Raw genomic sequence first — 15,875 nt, forward strand, 5'->3', positions numbered from 1 at the left:
TTTCATTAATGAGCAGAAACGCTTTTTTACCGGGCGTGACGGGCATTGCACTGCTGTTGCTGGTTGCAGTGCCGGTCACGTTTGTCGCCTTGCAGGCTGTCTTCCCGCATCTGGATACAGGCAGTTTTTCCGCGCCGTTCAGCGCCTTTCCCCCTGTGTTCGAAGAGCCTCAGTTACGTAAATTGTTCGCCACCACGTTAAAGGTCGGACTGGGCGTGGCGATATGCAGCGGTCTGATTGGCATTCCATTGGGTGCCTTACGCGGCCTGTTTGCGCTGCCCGCCGCCGCGCTGTGGGACATTCTGTTTCTGGTGCCCTTCCTGTTGCCGCCCTATATTGCCGCGCTGTCCTGGATGCTGGCGTTACAGACTAACGGTTATGTCCAGCAACTGCTGCCATGGCTACATCTGAATGATTTTTTGTTTTCGCTGCCGGGCATGGTGGTGGTGATGACACTGAATATTTTCCCGGTGGTATATTTTGCGGTCTCACGCAGCATGGCGGCCAGCGGCAGCCGTCTGGCAGATGTCGCGCGCATTCATGGCGCAGGTCCGTGGCGGGCATTTATACGCATCACAATGCCGATGGCGTTACCGGCGATGGCATCCAGTTTATTGCTGGCGTTTACGCTGTCGATTGAAGAATACGGCGTGCCCGGCGCACTGGGTTCGCGCAGCGGTATTCTGATGCTCACCACAGGTATCGAACAACGCCTCGCCGACTGGCCGGTCGATTTGCCCGGTGCGGCGGTGCTTTCGCTGATGCTGGTGGCGATTGCGCTTTGCGCATACAGCGTTCAGCGTGCGGTACTGGCGGGTAAAAATGTTGAAAGCCTGACCGGCAAACCGGCTGACGTCACACAGAAATCGCTGGCTGGCTGGACTATCCCGGTGCTGATTTTGTTTATGGCGGTGGCACTGATCGCCGTCGCGCTGCCGATTGTCTCCATGCTGATCACCGCGTTTTCCCGTACGTTGTCCGGCGGGCTCTCGTGGCAGAATCTGACCTTAGGACACTTTGGCAATGTGTTTGCTGCACATGGCGATGCCCCTGCCGCACTTTCAACCAGCCTCGGTCTGGCGCTGGGCACTGCACTTATCGCAGGGGCAACCGGATTGATGGCATCGTGGCTGGTGGTGGCACGCAAAATTCGCGGTGCCGCATTGATTGACGGTTTATCGCTGCTGCCGGCGGCACTACCGGGGATTGTGGTCGGTGTGGGTCTGATTCTGGCCTGGAACCAGCGCTTCTGGCCGGTGACACCGTATAACACCTGGGGGATTTTGCTGCTGGCGTACTGCTGCCTGTTGTTGCCTTATCCGGTGCGTTATGTCAGCGCCGCATTAAAGCAGATAGGCGGAAATCTTGATGCCGCCGCGCGCGTGCATGGTGCCACAGCGGCGCAAACATTACGCCTGATCCTGCTGCCGCTGGTGTTTCCGAGTTTACTTGCCTCAATGATGATGGTGTTCGCCGTCGCGTCGCGCGAGCTGGTAACCTCTCTGCTGCTGTCACCGGCGGGCGTGCAAACCGTGTCGGTGTATGTCTGGCGCCAGTTTGAACAGGGTTCTGTCGGTGATGGTATGGCCATGGCGTCAGTGGCAGCGTTTCTGAGCCTGACGCTGATGTTAATTGCAGTCAGGCTACAACAACGAACCGCAAGTTAGTTTTCCCGCTGCGGTTCGGAGTGCGGGCGGTCGCCTGAAGGGATCAGTAAACCGGCTGCAACTGCCAGCACCGAAATCACCGCAGACACGACAAAGACCCAGTGCAGCGATGCCGCCACGCTGTCCGTAAGCATATTCAGCTGACTGCTTTCGAGCGTACCGCGCGTCGCTTTATCCATCAGTTGCTGTACGGGATCACTCACCTGTGGCAGACGATACTGAAGATTGAGATTGAGTGTCGCACCGAGCAATGCGGTACCCATGGCCGAACCGAGCATGCGGGTAAAAAGTGTCGAGGCGGTAGCAATACCCCGTATGGCAGGTTCCACGCTGTTTTGCACTGACACAATAAACGTGGTGTTGCACAGCCCCATGCCAGCGCCAATCGAAAAAGCGGCAAGACGCGCCATCCACAAACCGGACGATGGGGAGAGCACTAACAGCGCAAGACTGCCGCCTGCCAGCAATAATCCGCCTGTGACCGCCGTCATGCGATATGAGGTTGCCTGCATCAGACGACTGCTGAACATGCTCGCCAGCGGCCAGCCAATCGACATCAGAGCCAGCGTGGTGCCGGCCTGTAACGGTGTACCGCCAAGCACGCCCTGCACATAGGTGGGTAGAAATGCGCTGATACCCATCATGGTGGCACCAATGATCACCCCGCCGACGTTTCCGGCAATAATGACTTTATTTTGCCACAGTGCCAGCGGGAACAGGGGCTCCGGTGTTTTACGCTCCTGACGGACCAGCAACCAGGCGCTGCAAACTGACAAGGCCACCAGCGCCAGCGCCAGATATCCCAGTTCCTCTGCCTGCAACAGCGCCAGCAGTAAGGCTGCGACAGACAGTGTCAGATAGCCGGTACCGGCAAGATCTAACGTGTGCGGTTTACGCTGACCGTCCGGCGGCAGGTATTTCACCAGAATCATCATCGCCACCAGACCGATGGGCACATTCACCCAAAACACCACTGCCCACGGAAAATGAGAAACGATGAATGCCCCCATCAGCGGGCCGACAATCGCCGAGACGCCCCAGACGCTGGACAAATATCCCTGTGCTTTTGCCCTTTCCTGCGGACCATACACATTGGCAATCAATGTAGTGGCAACCGGCGTGATGGCTCCGGCCCCCAGCCCCTGTAAAGCACGAAAACCAATCATCCAGCCAAGCGAAGGCGCAAACCCGCATAAAACGGAACCGAGCAAAAACAGCGTGGTGCCGATAAAGAACATTTTGCGACAGCCGTATAAATCTGCCAGACGCCCGTAAACCGGCACGGTGATGGCCTGTGTCAGCAGATAGACCGCAAACACCCAGCCGAGCAGCGAGAATCCCCCCAGATCGCCAATGATAGTTGGCATGGCCGTCGCGACAATAGTGACTTCTACCGCAGCCATAAACATCGATAACATGCAGGCAGTGAGGATGAGCGGACGATGAGAGGATTTAACCGCAGCTGTTTTGACTTCCGAATGATTGACGGCCATGTTCTCTGTTTTCTTAGCATTGCTTTGATGAGTGCACTCAGGCAGATACACTTAATTATAGACAAAAAAAAGCGCTGAGTTTGCACACAGCGCCCGTTAATTACAGACTAGTAGTGACAACGTCACTATCAGGCCTGAGACATCATCTTCAGATCAAAACTGGACAGATTAATAAACCGGGTTAAATCGCGGCTTTCAGCTCGGGGTAAATACGGAATTTCCCCCAGCAGCGGCGCTGTAATATTGGCGCTGATCGCGTCAATCGTTTCCTGGTAGTGAGCCAGACACGGGTTAATGCGGTTCGCCACCCAGCCGAGCAACGGTAAACCATCCGCAATAATTGCCTGTGCGGTTAATAATGCGTGGCTGACACACCCCTCCTGAATACCCACCACTAATACTACCGGCATATTTTGCAGACGTACCCAGTCAGAATATAAAAGTTGCGGCGTGATCAACGTTCTCCACCCGTCGCATCCTTCAACCACTACAGAATCTGCCTCTTCACGCATGAAATTAAGACCATGAGTCATTATTTCAAAAACATTTTCGGGGATCTGGCTGGCATAAATGTCTTCGTCAGTTAAGGCCAGCGGGGTTATTTTATTAAAAGGATAAGAAATAGAAGATGACTGCTGAAGAGTTACCGCATCTTTATTTCGAACCCCGTCGGCCAGCTCCTGGCTGCCTGTTGCAATAGGTTTATAGCCTAAAACGCAGCGATCCTGCGCGGCTAAGGCCTGAAGCAAGGCACGTGTGACAATGGTTTTACCTACACGAGCGTCTGTCCCCGTGACGAAAAAGTGCGTTAACATGGAATTCAGGCTCCGGGATCTCTCCGTCTTATTGAAAGATAGTCTCCGGTAAGAAAACACCGCCAGAGACAAAGTAACGACAGAAAGTCTAGGCGATGCGCGATCAGAGCAGTTTGCGTTAGCGCAATGTTTTGTTGACTGTACGTGCGGTTAATGTGCAGGTCTTATATGTTTTTTATTTAAAAACAGACATAAAAGATCTATCCAGATTAATAAAATGACGACAAGGCAGTAAAAGAAAATCCCGCTGAGCAGGTTAATGTCAGTGATCCGGACGAACAAATGCAGCCAACGCAGCGTTAATTTGAACGCTGAAGGATATTAACCTTGCAGTAATTTAATTAACAGGGAACCGCTATATAACGCGTCTTTGACTAATGCCGCGCCGGGCATCGTGCCCTGATTATAAAATTGTGTCGATTCAAGTTTGATATTTTCGCTATAAGCGGGAAGTGATTGCTGTTGAATACAGGACATTATCGCGGGATGAAGAATATCCTGAGACAAATTAAGCGGTGAGCCGATCAGTACTTTCTCGGGATTAAACAGATTGACCATGATCGCCAGAATACGTCCGACACTCTGTCCGACGCTGATAATCACGTCGCGCGCCAGCTGATCGCCCCGGTTTGCTGCATCACACACGGCTTCGATGGTCAGCGATACGCCATGCAATAAGCTGGCCGGAACGGGTACCGTTAAACGCTGACGAACGAGATCAAGAATGCTGTCAGTGCTGGCTACGGTTTCAAGGCAACCGTGATTACCGCAATAACAGCGCTTGCCGTAAGGATCCACCTGCGTATGGCCGATTTCCGCCACACTGCTGCTGCCTGCGTGCAGCACGCGCCCGCCGGTGATCACTCCCGCCCCGACGTTATGATCGATGACCACCTGCACCATATTTTTACAGCCACGCGAGGCACCATATAACGACTCGGCCAGCGTCCAGGCACCGATATCGTGCTGTACATAGACCGGCAAACCGGTGTGTTCCGACAGCGTGTCACCCAGCGGCATATCGAACACATCATGATAAAACGGCATACGGTGCACAATGCCACGACGCGCGTCAATCATGCCCGGTAAGGTAATGGCGATAGCAGTAAGGCGTTCGAGCTTGCGCTGATGGCGGATAAAAAACTGGTCAATTTCAGAAATAATACGTTTGAGCAGCGGTTGTGACGCCTGTTCCGGCAGTGGAAGGACCTCTTCCACCACCAGTTTACTGCTGAGATCACGTAAACCGAGTGTGATTGAACCCAGGCTGATACGTGCCGAAAGATAATGCCAGGCCTGGGTGTCGAGCGCTAAACCAATGGCCGGACGCCCGCGGCTGCCGGGATCCTGAAATTCAGTTTCCAGTACCAGATGCGCCTGTAATAACTCACGGACAATCTTGGTGATACTGGCGGGAGCCAGTTGTGCCTTTTTCGACAATTCAATACGCGAAATAGGGCCAAACAGATCTATCAGGCGGTACACAGCACCGACATTGGTTTGTTTTATCTGATCGATATGTCCTGGTTGCCCGTCGGGGATCACTCAAGAAACTCCTGTTATTTTCGCGCTTCAAAATAAAGATTAGGGCTATGTTGGGGTTTTTGTCATATGTCGTCAACTATTTGATTCGTTATGTGATTCGGTGCACAAATTGCGGTAAAAGACGCTCGGAATTGACTGGAAATACAGCATCTTCTGACTTCAGCTTCTTATTCTTCACGTAACAACAATTCCATAAATGCACGGGTTGCGGCGGTCACCGGACGCCGCGCGTGATTCACCAGCCAGAGTTCTGTCGTGCCCTGCCGGTGACCAAATCGCAAATACCGCACGCCTTCAACCTGAATACGCAGATAAGAAGCAGGCAGAATCGATACGCCCAGCCCTGCGGCTACCAGCCCGATGATGGTCAGCGGTTCCCCTACTTCCTGCGTAATATAGGGGGTAATTCCCTGTGCCTTGAGCTGACCGAGAATGTCATCGTAAAGCGACGTACCGACATCTTTGGAGAAGAACACAAACGGCTGATCGGCAAGGTGTTGAAAAGTCAGTTCACCCTCTTTAAGCGCATTCAGCGGATGATCGCTGTGCACCACGGCAATCAGCGGTTCGGACAGCACCAGATGATGTTCCAGCTCTTCCGGCAAGCCGCCATTGCGCATAATGCCCAAATCCAGTTTTCCCTCCAGCAAAGGTTCGATCTGCTGTTTGCTGTTGAGTTGTTCGATGCGGATATTGACGTCCGGATAGGACAAACGAAAACGGTGTAAGGTGCGTGAAACACGGCGTAAAAAAGGTGCCGAAGAGGTCAGCCCGAGCGTCAGATTGCCTGACTCACCGCGATGAATGCGGGCTGCCTGAGCGGATGCCTCACCGACCCGCTGCAAAATCTGCCGGGCTTCCAGCAAAAATGCCTGTCCCGCCTGCGTCAGTCTTACAGTGCGGTTGTTACGATAAAACAGCGTGGCGCCAAGATGGGTTTCCAGCGCCTGGATTTGCTGACTCAGCGGCGGCTGGGAAATGTGCAGACGTTCCGCTGCACGGCCGAAATGCAGTTCGTCCGCAACGGCGATGAAATAACGCAAATGACGCAGTTCGATATGATTCATGATGTGGATTAACCCAGCCCAATTGATATTTTAAACATATCATTTTTGACTGATTAATATATTAGACAATAACCGCCGCAGCGTTAAAATTCTTATACATTTTAAAATTAAGTTTTACCGCACTTCGCATTAAGGACTTACCGTGAAAACCTCCCGGCGGATTTCTGCCGCACCAGCCAGTCATTCAGTCAACGACGACGAGTTAAATCCTGAAACTCCCGTCGCGCGCTCCGGACTTAAAACGCCCTTTATCAAACGTGGGACACCGGAGTTTATCCGCGTCACGCTGGCCCTGTTTTCAGCAGGGCTGGCGACGTTTGCCCTGCTGTATTGTGTTCAGCCAATCCTGCCGGTGTTGTCGCATGATTTCGGGGTTTCACCGGCCACCAGTAGCCTGTCGTTGTCGTTATCTACCGGTCTGATGGCCATTGGCCTGTTGTTCACCGGGCCTGTTTCTGACGCAGTCGGGCGCAAGTCAGTGATGGTGGTAGCGTTATTTCTTGCTGCGGGTTGCACGCTGGTCTGTTCCTTTATGCAAAGCTGGGACGGCATTCTCATCATGCGTGCTCTGATTGGCTTATCGCTGAGCGGCGTGGCAGCCGTCGCCATGACCTATCTCAGCGAGGAAATCCACCCAAGCGTGGTCGCCTTCTCGATGGGTTTATACATTAGCGGAAATTCCATTGGGGGCATGAGCGGACGTTTAGTCAGTGGTGTGCTGACGGATTTCTTCTCCTGGCGTATCGCCGTTGCATTCGTGGGCTGCTTCGCCCTCGCGGCGGCAATTATGTTCTGGCGCATTCTGCCTGCATCAAAACATTTCCGGGCAAGCTCGCTGAAACCTCGCAAGATGCTGATTAACTTCAAACTGCACTGGCGCGACAGCGGTCTGCCGCTACTTTTCGCCGAAGGTTTCCTGCTGATGGGCAGTTTCGTGACCCTGTTTAACTACATCGGTTACCGTCTGCTTTCATCGCCCTACCATCTGAGCCAGGCGATAGTCGGGATTTTATCTGTCGTTTACCTGATGGGTACCTACAGCTCGCCGAAAGCCGGTGCGCTGACCGGCGTTTATGGCCGCGGCCCTGTGCTGATCGGCGCAACGTCGCTGATGCTGCTGGGCATTTTAATCACCGCTTTTTCACCGGTCTGGCTGATTTTCGTCGGCATGATCCTGGTCACCGGCGGATTTTTCGCCGCCCATTCCGTTGCCAGCGGCTGGATCGGCAGACGTGCCCGTCGTGCAAAAGGTCAGGCATCGTCTTTATATCTGTTCAGCTACTATGCGGGTTCCAGTGTCGCCGGAACGTTAGGCGGATTCTTCTGGCACTCCTTTGGCTGGTACGGGATCACCGGATTCATCAGTTTGATGCTGATTGCCGGTGTCGGCGTCGGGTTTAAGCTGATGCGCTTACCTGAGGCAAAAGCGGTTTAACTTATCGCTCCTTCCCCTGCGAAGGGGGAGGAGCCGACCGGGATTGACTTATTCCCGCGCGAGAAATTTACTGCTTTTCACTCTCCCATTTTCCTCATCCGCTTCTGACTATCCGCCTCAAACAACTGCATCCGCGCGGTATCTATCTGTACCCATACCCGGTCTCCGGGCGCGGCGGCCGATCTGACCATGCTGTAAACACTCAGCTTTTCAGTGCCAAATTTGCCGTGAATAAGTTCACTCAGGCCGGTAGGTTCAATTAGCGTGATATCCAGTGGCACCGCGTCTGGCGCGCCCTCTTCGCACAGCACAATGGCTTCGGGGCGGACGCCATAAATCACCTCTGTACCACTTTGCAGATTCTTGATTAAAGGATCTACCGGCAGCGTCAGTTGCCCGTTAATCCGCAATTGCGGCGCAGAATCCCCCAGTTCCAGCGTACCGTTGATGAAATTCATAGACGGCGAACCGATAAAGCTGGCGACGAATTTATTGGCCGGCGTGTCGTACAGTTCAAGCGGCGTGCCGACCTGCTGGATCAGGCCGTGGTTGAGTACGACGATGCGGTCAGCGAGGGTCATGGCTTCCACCTGATCGTGCGTCACATAAACGATGGTGTTCTTCATACGCTGATGCAGGCTTTTGATTTCAATCCGCATCTGCCCCCGTAATTGCGCATCCAGGTTAGAAAGCGGTTCATCGAACAAAAACACCTGGGGCTCGCGTACGATCGCCCTGCCCATTGCCACACGCTGACGCTGTCCGCCGGATAACTCTTTCGGACGGCGATGCAGCAACGCGGTCAGCCCGAGAATATCGGCGGCTTTATTCACTGCCGCCTCAATCTCCGCTTTCGGCCGCTTTTGGACTTCGAGGCTGAACCCCATGTTACGTGCCACGGTCATGTGCGGATACAGTGCATAACTCTGGAATACCATTGAGATATCACGGTCTTTCGGAGCCACCTGATTCATCAGACGTGAACCGATATGAATATCCCCCGCCGTCGCCAGTTCAAGCCCGGCGATCGTGCGCAGCAGGGTCGATTTACCGCACCCGGACGGCCCGACCAGCACCACAAACTCGCCATCTTTAATGGTCAGGTTAATGTGTCGCAATACTTCGACATTTTCGTAACGTTTTTGAAGATCGGAAATCGTAATCTGAGCCATAGAATTATCCTTTTACCGCACCGGCAGTCAGCCCCTGAACCAGGTAACGCTGAATGAACGCAAAGAACAGACAGGCAGGAATGAGCGCCAGCACAGCCGCTGCCATCATGTCGCCCCATGAAACCGCGAATTTCGACACAAAACTGAGTAAGCCAACCGGGAAAGTCATCACGTCGTTTTTGTTGATGAGCATCAGCGAGAACAACAATTCGCTCCACGCGGCGGTAAACACAAAACCTAAGGTTGCCGCCATCCCCGGCAGAGTCAGCGGGATAATGACTTTGCGCAGTGCCATAAATCGGCTGCACCCTTCAAGCATCGCGGACTCTTCCAGATCCTTCGGAATACTGTCAAAAAACGACTGCATCAGGAACGTGGCAAAAGGGACGTTAAAAGCGGTGTAAATCAGAATCAGCCCGGTCAGGCTATTGGTCAGCCCGAGCGGTGCCATCACTTTGTAAATTGGCGCGAGGATCATCACCAGCGGGAACATCTGGGTAAACAGCAGCAGCGCGGCCATCACCGTTTTGCCGCGGAAACTGAAGCGGGAAAACGCGAAACCCGCACCGGCAGCAATGATTGTGGTCAGAAATGCCGTGCCGAATGACACAATCAGACTGTTGAAGAAATACAGCGGAAACTGGCTTTCAGTAAACACACGCTGAAAATGGACCAGCGTCATCTCGCCCGGCCACATCCGCACACCTTCACTGTAGAGCAGTTTATCCGGCGTGATGGAGATTTTGATCAGCCAGTAAATCGGGAACAGCGCGAACACCAGATAGAACACAATCCCCAGCCGATGCCCGCCCTTGCGCAGCCAGGCGTTAATTGACAATGCACTCATATGAGCCCCCTTATTTCAGCAACTGATGGCGGATGCGCAGTAAAACCAGCGCATAAAATGTCATCAGCACCAGCAGGAACACCGCCATCGCAGACGCATAACCAAAGTCGAGTTTGCGGTATGCAGTGGTGAAGATGAAACTCGACAGAATCGAGGTGGAATTTGCCGGCCCGCCGTCGGTCATCACCACAATCAGATCAGCAAAATTTGCGATCCAGATGGTGCGCAGCATGACCGTGATGGCAATCATCGGTGCCAGAAACGGCAGCGTGACTTTGCAAAACTGCTGCCAGCCGCTCGCCCCGTCCATCGACGCCGCTTCGTACAAATCTTTCGGAATCGATTGCAACGCCGCCAGCAGGGTAATGGCGAAGAACGGAATGCCGAACCAGACGTTCGCCACTACCGGGCCGTACAGCGCCAGTTGCGGATCAGACAAAATATTGTACGGTTCAGAAATGATATGCAGATCAGCCAGCCAGTAAGGCAGCACGCCAATTACTGGATTGAGCAACCATGCCCAGGTCAGCCCGGAGAGAAACGCCGGAACCGCCCACGGCAGAAACACCAGCGCCTGCACCCAGCGGCGGCCGGGGAATTCACGGTTGAGCAATAAGGCTAAGCCCAGCCCCAGCGCGAACTGCAACACCAGTGAAGTCAGTGTCCAGTTGAAGGTATGGCGCAGTGCGGCATAAAAATGCCGGTCATCAAACATGGTACGAAAATTATCCAGCCCCACCCAACCGGTATCGAACGGGTTCAGCAACTGTATGTTCTGAAAAGCATAGGAAATGCCGATAGCCATTGGAACAAAGATAAACAGGCCAATCAGCACCAGCGTCGGGCTGAGATAAACCCAGGGTTCCAGCAGCGCCCGCAAACGTGGGAAGCGCGGCGCGGCAGCGGTGTCTGGCGGTGAAACTTCCAACATCATGACGCGTCTCCGTTGAGAGGAATGGGGAACTCCGGCAGCAGATCCGTGCCGGAGTCATCCGGTTTACTTTTGCGCAGCCAGCCAGGCTTTCTGTTCTTTGGTCAGGTATTTCGCCCAATCTTTCACCATGCTTTCGGTGTCGTTCTGGCCGAGCAGCGTTTCCTGCGAACTGTCTTTCACAATCACCGAGTTAAAATAGCCCCAGCCTTTGAGGTGCGTCGGCATGGTCAGCGGGATGTAATCCGGGCTGTTCAGCTCGGCAAACCAGCCTGCAAACTGTGGCGCGTGGTAATATGCATCCTGCTCTGCACCCTTATAAATCGGTAAGGTGCCGACGAATTTCGACCAGGTCAGGTTGTTTTCTTTATTACTCAGGAAGGAAATCAGATCCCAGCTTTGATCCTGATGTTTGCCCTGTTTGAACATCGACCAGCCGGTATAACCGATAGTCGGGTAGGCTTTACCGTTCGGCCCGAGCGGCATCGGCGCAACGGAGAAATCGTCCGGGTTCATGCTGTTCTTGATGGCGATCAGCGCGTCCGGATCCTGATCCAGCATGGCGCATTTACCGGAGTAGAAACCGGAAACGATTTCGTTAAAGCCCCAGTTAACACTGTCTTTGGGTGCATAACCTTTCTGGTACATGTCCACCAGGAACTGCGCGCCTTTGACCGCACCCGGTTTGGTCAGCGTGCTGTTGCCCTCTTTATCGAAAAAGTCCGGCGAGCCGTTCATTGCCGCCATAAACATCATCCAGGCATTCGTGCCGCCGACGCCGCCGCGCATGCAATAGCCGCTGATCCCGTTGCCCAGTGCGCTGATTTTCTTCGCATCCGCCATAAACTCATCCATGGTTTTCGGCGCGTCGGTCAGGCCCGCCTGCTGAAAGAGTTTTTTATTCCAGAACATCGCCCGCAGATAAAAACCGTACGGGATCATCGTTGCGGTGCCACCGGAAGAACGCGCCATGGTCAGCGTTTTGTCGGTCAGATCTGCCGTGCCTGTCCAGCCTTTCAGCCGGGGTTCGAGATCAGCCAGCATACCGTTACTGGCATACAGCCCCTGCCAGGTGTCCGGCATTTCCACCACATCCGGGTACTGCCCGCTCTGAATCATGGTGCCAAGCTTTTCAAACGCCTGCCCCCACGGCAGCGACACGACCTCGATCTCGACATCAGGATGCTGTGTTTTGTAAGCGGTTAACATCTTTTGCAGCATTTCGGTACGTGCCGGGCTGGTGATCACTTCCACCAGCGTCAGCTTAGTGGCGGCAAAACTGGCGCAGGAAAACAGGCTGAGCACCAGCAGGCTGAGCACATGACGTTTCGGGTGTCGCATAATCTTGATTCTCCACGGTGAAAAAAGTCGGAACACAGGAACGGTATTTTCAAAAAATGGCTTCAGGAACAAGCACTTTCGATGGCATTTTTCAAGTCACGCCATAAATCTTCAGTATCTTCCAGCCCGATTGAAATGCGGATCACACGGGGTGAGACGCCAAAATCTCTTGCCGAGTTGAATTCACCCGCCTGATTCAGCACCGAAATGGCCGGCATCACCAGGCTTTCAAAACCGCCCCAACTGACGCCCATACGGAATAAGGTCAGCGCATTGCAGAACGTCGGAATGTCAATGCCTTCGCTGAGCTCAAAGGAGAACAGGCCGCTGTAGCCGGTCAGCGTGGAAGTCGGCAACGGGTCAAGCCCCGGATGATTCACCTGCGTGATACGCGAATAGCCCTGCAGGCGGCGCGCCAGTTCCAGCGCGCTTTCGTGATGCTGGCGCATACGCAGCGGCAGCGTGCGTAAGCCACGCAGCAACAGCCAGGCTTCATTCGCGGAGAGTTTGCCGCCTAAAAACGGGCTGATATAACGACTGATGGCAGTGATGTGTTCTGTACTTGAAATCACCAGTCCGGCAACGACGTCGCTGTGTCCGCTGATGTATTTCGACGCAGAATGAATAACCAGATCGATGCCTGCCGCCAGCGGCTTCTGGAAAACCGGTGACGCCCAGCTGTTATCGATCATCGTTATTACGCCGTATTTTTTGGCCAGCGCGGCAATGGCTGGCAGATTTTGCTCGCCCATCACCCAGCTGTTCGGGCTTTCGAGATATAACAGTTTCGCCCCCTGAATCGCCGCTTCGAGTGCGGCCAGAGAACCCCCATCGACAAACTGTGATTCAATCTGGAAACGGGTGCAGAAACCGCGCAGAAAACGGTAGGTGTCTGGATAAACGTGATTCACACAGACGACTTTATCGCCGGGACCGGCCACGCTGAGAATGGCATTACTGATAGCCGCCATGCCGCTGCCGAACGCCAGACAGGCTTCGCCGCCTTCAAGCTGCGCCACCTTCTTCTGTAATTCGATCACGGTCGGGTTGTCGACGCGGGAATATAATGCGTGGTCGCTGTCACCACGAAAACGGGCAATCATGCTGTCATAATCGGTGAAACTAAATAACGACGACTGATAGATAGGGGGTGAAATCGCCCCGCGATCGTGGCGGCCGTCATGCACTAAATGCGTGTTTTCACTTAACTCAACCGGCTGGCTCTTATCATCTTGCTGCATTGATCACTTCCTTCATGTCACGTTCGGTTATGTTCAGAATGTCGTTGCTCAGCCTGCGCGCGTTTTCCGGTTCGCGGCGCGCAATGGCTTCATATAACAGGCGGTGCAGCGGAAAAGAGTCGCTGAAAAGCGCCTGTTCCGGTGGCGATTCGAAAAAGGCATGCAGCAGGTCGTAAATGCCGCCGACCATTTGCAGCAGCAGCGGATTGTGCGCGGCGCTGTAGATCGCCGCGTGAAACTGCCAGTCTTCTGCCCCTGCGGAACCGATGCTCAGATGTACTTTTTCCATCACAACCAGTTTCTGTTCGATGAACAGCAAATCGCTTTCCGTAGCACGCACTGCCGCCATTGCCGAAGCCTCACATTCGATGATCCGGCGCACTTCCAGCGCATGCAGCATGGTGGCGGAATCATTTTTAAAGCGCAGGGACAGAAAGCTGTCGTTAGCAGTAATTTCAGACTGCAAAAAGGTGCCACTGCCTTTTTTACGCACGATAATTCCCAGTGCCTCCCAGCGTTTGAGCGCCTCACGCACGGTGTTGCGGCTCACCGCCAGACCTTCAGCCAGCACACGCTCAGGAGGCAGTTTCTCGCCGATACGGGTGCCGGACTGCGCCACATAACGCGTCAGCGCATCCAGTACCAGGGTGTCGCTTTGTTGTGGCGCGATCGGATGCAATAAATTTATTTCGCCGCTCATTGGCTTCTCCGCACATTGTTTTCAACGGACACCGGTCCAAATTGGCCCAACAACTCAACCTGTGGACCACATTGCAATTTGTCTGCCAGTTTGCAGAACCGCCGTTAAGCAATTGATTAAAATGGAATATGAATAAATAACGTTCCATGCGGGAAGATGACGGGCAGATCGCGGTGGTGCAAATAAAGCCGGATATGTTGTACCGCTGTGCAGGTAATGTTCAGTGATGTAGCACGGGATGGATTGACGCGCAGGAGTGCAAATGATAACTGTTATCATATGAATTCATTCTGCCAGGCAGGTGGTTATGACACCGGATACAAAGTCTTCAGCAGCATCATGCTGCATTGTCGGGGGCGGTCCCGCAGGTTTAATGCTGGGATATCTTCTGGCGCGTAAAGGTATTGACGTCACTGTGCTGGAAAAACACCGTGACTTTTTGCGCGATTTTCGCGGCGACACCATTCACCCTTCGACGCTGGACATCATCTGGCAACTGGGTTTCCTCGACGAATTCCTCGCCCTGCCACACCAGCGCGCTGAAAAGCTATATGGTGAAATCGACGGCCAGGAAACCACGCTGGCGGACTTCAGTCATCTGCCAACGCAGTGTAAATTTATCGCTTTTATGCCGCAGTGGGATTTCCTTAACTTTATCGCCGGTAAGGCAGCACAACTGCCCAATTTCAGGCTGATCCATAATGCACAGGTGCTGTCGTTGCAGGAGGATAAAGGGCAGGTATCCGGTGTTATTGCTGAAGTGGACGGAGAAACGCAGCACTTTGATGCCGGTCTGGTGATCGGTTGCGATGGCCGTAATTCCATCGTGCGGGAACAGGCCGGGATGGAAGTCCGCCGTTATGGCACGCCGCGTGACGTGTTATGGCTGAAAATTCACAAACGACCGGACGATCCGCAGTGGTCAATGGGTCATCGCGGCCCGAAGAAAAACTTCATCATGATTGACCGGGGAGATTACTGGCAGTGTGGATATTCGATTCCCAAAGGCAGTCTGGATTCGCTCAAAGCGCAGGGCATCGCGCCCTTTCTCGACCTGCTGACCGAAGTATCTCCCTTCGAACGCCCGCGTCTTCAGGAAGATATCCTCAGCTGGGAAGACGTACGCCTGCTGGTGATCCGCATTGACCGTCTGAAAGAGTGGGCAAAACCGGGGCTGCTGTGCATCGGCGACGCAGCGCATGCGATGTCACCCATCGGCGGTGTTGGCGTGAATCTGGCCATTCAGGATGCCGTGGCGACGGCGAATATCATCACTGAACCGCTCAAGGCCGGACGCCTGACGCTGCGGCATTTAAAACGCATTCAGCGCCGTCGCATGTTCCCGACCTGGGCGACGCAGGCGTTACAGATTATGATCAGTAAGGCCGGACAGAAACAAAGGAAGCGTGCCCCTTCACGGCTGGAAATCTGGCTACGGGGACGGAAATTTATACCATTTCTGTTTGGACGCCTCATCGGCGTGGGATTTTATCGGGAAATCCCGAAGCTTTGATTTTGGGTTTGCCACCCGAACCGCCTTTAGGTCAACACCTTGGGTTGCCACCCAAACTGGCCTTAAGGTCAAGGTCGTGGGCGTCGGCCCACGGTTTTGAACTTGAAG

Annotated in this window: 13 protein-coding genes; 3 read left to right on the top strand and 10 right to left on the bottom strand. The window is 53.9% G+C overall.

The features are described 5' to 3' along the window. Window positions 1–8: 8 nt before the first annotated feature. Window positions 9–1,667, top strand: a complete 1,659-nt coding sequence (locus J1785_RS21375) for an ABC transporter permease (protein ID WP_217220621.1) — start codon at window positions 9–11, stop codon at window positions 1,665–1,667. Here J1785_RS21375 and J1785_RS21380 read toward each other — a convergent pair. The 4 genes from J1785_RS21380 to J1785_RS21395 all read right to left on the bottom strand — a co-directional run bounded on the left by J1785_RS21380 (window position 1,664) and on the right by J1785_RS21395 (window position 6,587). Then, window positions 1,664–3,160 carry an MDR family MFS transporter gene (locus J1785_RS21380; protein WP_129951223.1) on the bottom strand — a complete coding sequence of 499 codons (1,497 nt, stop codon included), beginning with the start codon at window positions 3,158–3,160 and terminating at the stop codon, window positions 1,664–1,666. The genes J1785_RS21375 and J1785_RS21380 overlap by 4 nt on opposite strands. A 128-nt stretch (window positions 3,161–3,288) precedes the next feature. Further along, a complete protein-coding gene (bioD, locus tag J1785_RS21385) occupies window positions 3,289–3,975 on the bottom strand; it encodes a dethiobiotin synthase (RefSeq protein WP_129951222.1) in 687 nt (228 codons plus the stop codon). Between the two features lie 321 nt (window positions 3,976–4,296). Further along, window positions 4,297–5,520: a sugar metabolism global transcriptional regulator Mlc gene (gene mlc / locus J1785_RS21390; RefSeq protein WP_129951221.1), complete on the bottom strand. Its 1,224-nt coding sequence runs from the start codon at window positions 5,518–5,520 to the stop codon at window positions 4,297–4,299. Between the two features lie 167 nt (window positions 5,521–5,687). After that, window positions 5,688–6,587 carry a LysR family transcriptional regulator gene (locus J1785_RS21395; protein ID WP_129951220.1) on the bottom strand — a complete coding sequence of 300 codons (900 nt, stop codon included), beginning with the start codon at window positions 6,585–6,587 and terminating at the stop codon, window positions 5,688–5,690. A gap of 142 nt (window positions 6,588–6,729) precedes the next feature. Here J1785_RS21395 and J1785_RS21400 point away from each other — a divergent pair, with 142 nt between their 5' ends. After that, a complete protein-coding gene (locus J1785_RS21400; RefSeq protein ID WP_217138606.1) occupies window positions 6,730–8,022 on the top strand; it encodes an MFS transporter in 1,293 nt (430 codons plus the stop codon). Window positions 8,023–8,099: 77 nt separating this feature from the next. Here J1785_RS21400 and J1785_RS21405 read toward each other — a convergent pair whose 3' ends face one another. The 6 genes from J1785_RS21405 to J1785_RS21430 all read right to left on the bottom strand — a co-directional run bounded on the left by J1785_RS21405 (window position 8,100) and on the right by J1785_RS21430 (window position 14,254). Then, on the bottom strand, window positions 8,100–9,194 hold the full coding sequence (locus tag J1785_RS21405) for an ABC transporter ATP-binding protein (protein WP_129951218.1): 1,095 nt from the start codon (window positions 9,192–9,194) through the stop codon (window positions 8,100–8,102). 4 nt (window positions 9,195–9,198) lie between these two features. Then, window positions 9,199–10,041: a carbohydrate ABC transporter permease gene (locus J1785_RS21410; protein WP_129951217.1), complete on the bottom strand. Its 843-nt coding sequence runs from the start codon at window positions 10,039–10,041 to the stop codon at window positions 9,199–9,201. 10 nt (window positions 10,042–10,051) lie between these two features. Next, on the bottom strand, window positions 10,052–10,975 hold the full coding sequence (locus tag J1785_RS21415) for a carbohydrate ABC transporter permease (protein WP_129951216.1): 924 nt from the start codon (window positions 10,973–10,975) through the stop codon (window positions 10,052–10,054). Window positions 10,976–11,038: 63 nt separating this feature from the next. Then, complete coding sequence (locus tag J1785_RS21420; RefSeq protein WP_217138605.1) at window positions 11,039–12,313, bottom strand: ABC transporter substrate-binding protein; 1,275 nt, start codon at window positions 12,311–12,313, stop codon at window positions 11,039–11,041. Window positions 12,314–12,375: 62 nt separating this feature from the next. Then, window positions 12,376–13,554, bottom strand: a complete 1,179-nt coding sequence (locus J1785_RS21425) for an aminotransferase class I/II-fold pyridoxal phosphate-dependent enzyme (protein ID WP_217159468.1) — start codon at window positions 13,552–13,554, stop codon at window positions 12,376–12,378. After that, a complete protein-coding gene (locus J1785_RS21430; RefSeq protein WP_129951213.1) occupies window positions 13,541–14,254 on the bottom strand; it encodes a FadR/GntR family transcriptional regulator in 714 nt (237 codons plus the stop codon). The genes J1785_RS21425 and J1785_RS21430 overlap by 14 nt, the downstream gene beginning before the upstream one ends. A 307-nt stretch (window positions 14,255–14,561) precedes the next feature. Here J1785_RS21430 and J1785_RS21435 point away from each other — a divergent pair, with 307 nt between their 5' ends. Then, window positions 14,562–15,767, top strand: a complete 1,206-nt coding sequence (locus tag J1785_RS21435; protein WP_129951212.1) for an FAD-dependent oxidoreductase — start codon at window positions 14,562–14,564, stop codon at window positions 15,765–15,767. Window positions 15,768–15,875 lie beyond the last annotated feature (108 nt).

Origin of the sequence: Rahnella perminowiae (genome assembly GCF_019049755.1) — a bacterium.
GTDB lineage: Bacteria > Pseudomonadota > Gammaproteobacteria > Enterobacterales > Enterobacteriaceae > Rahnella > Rahnella perminowiae.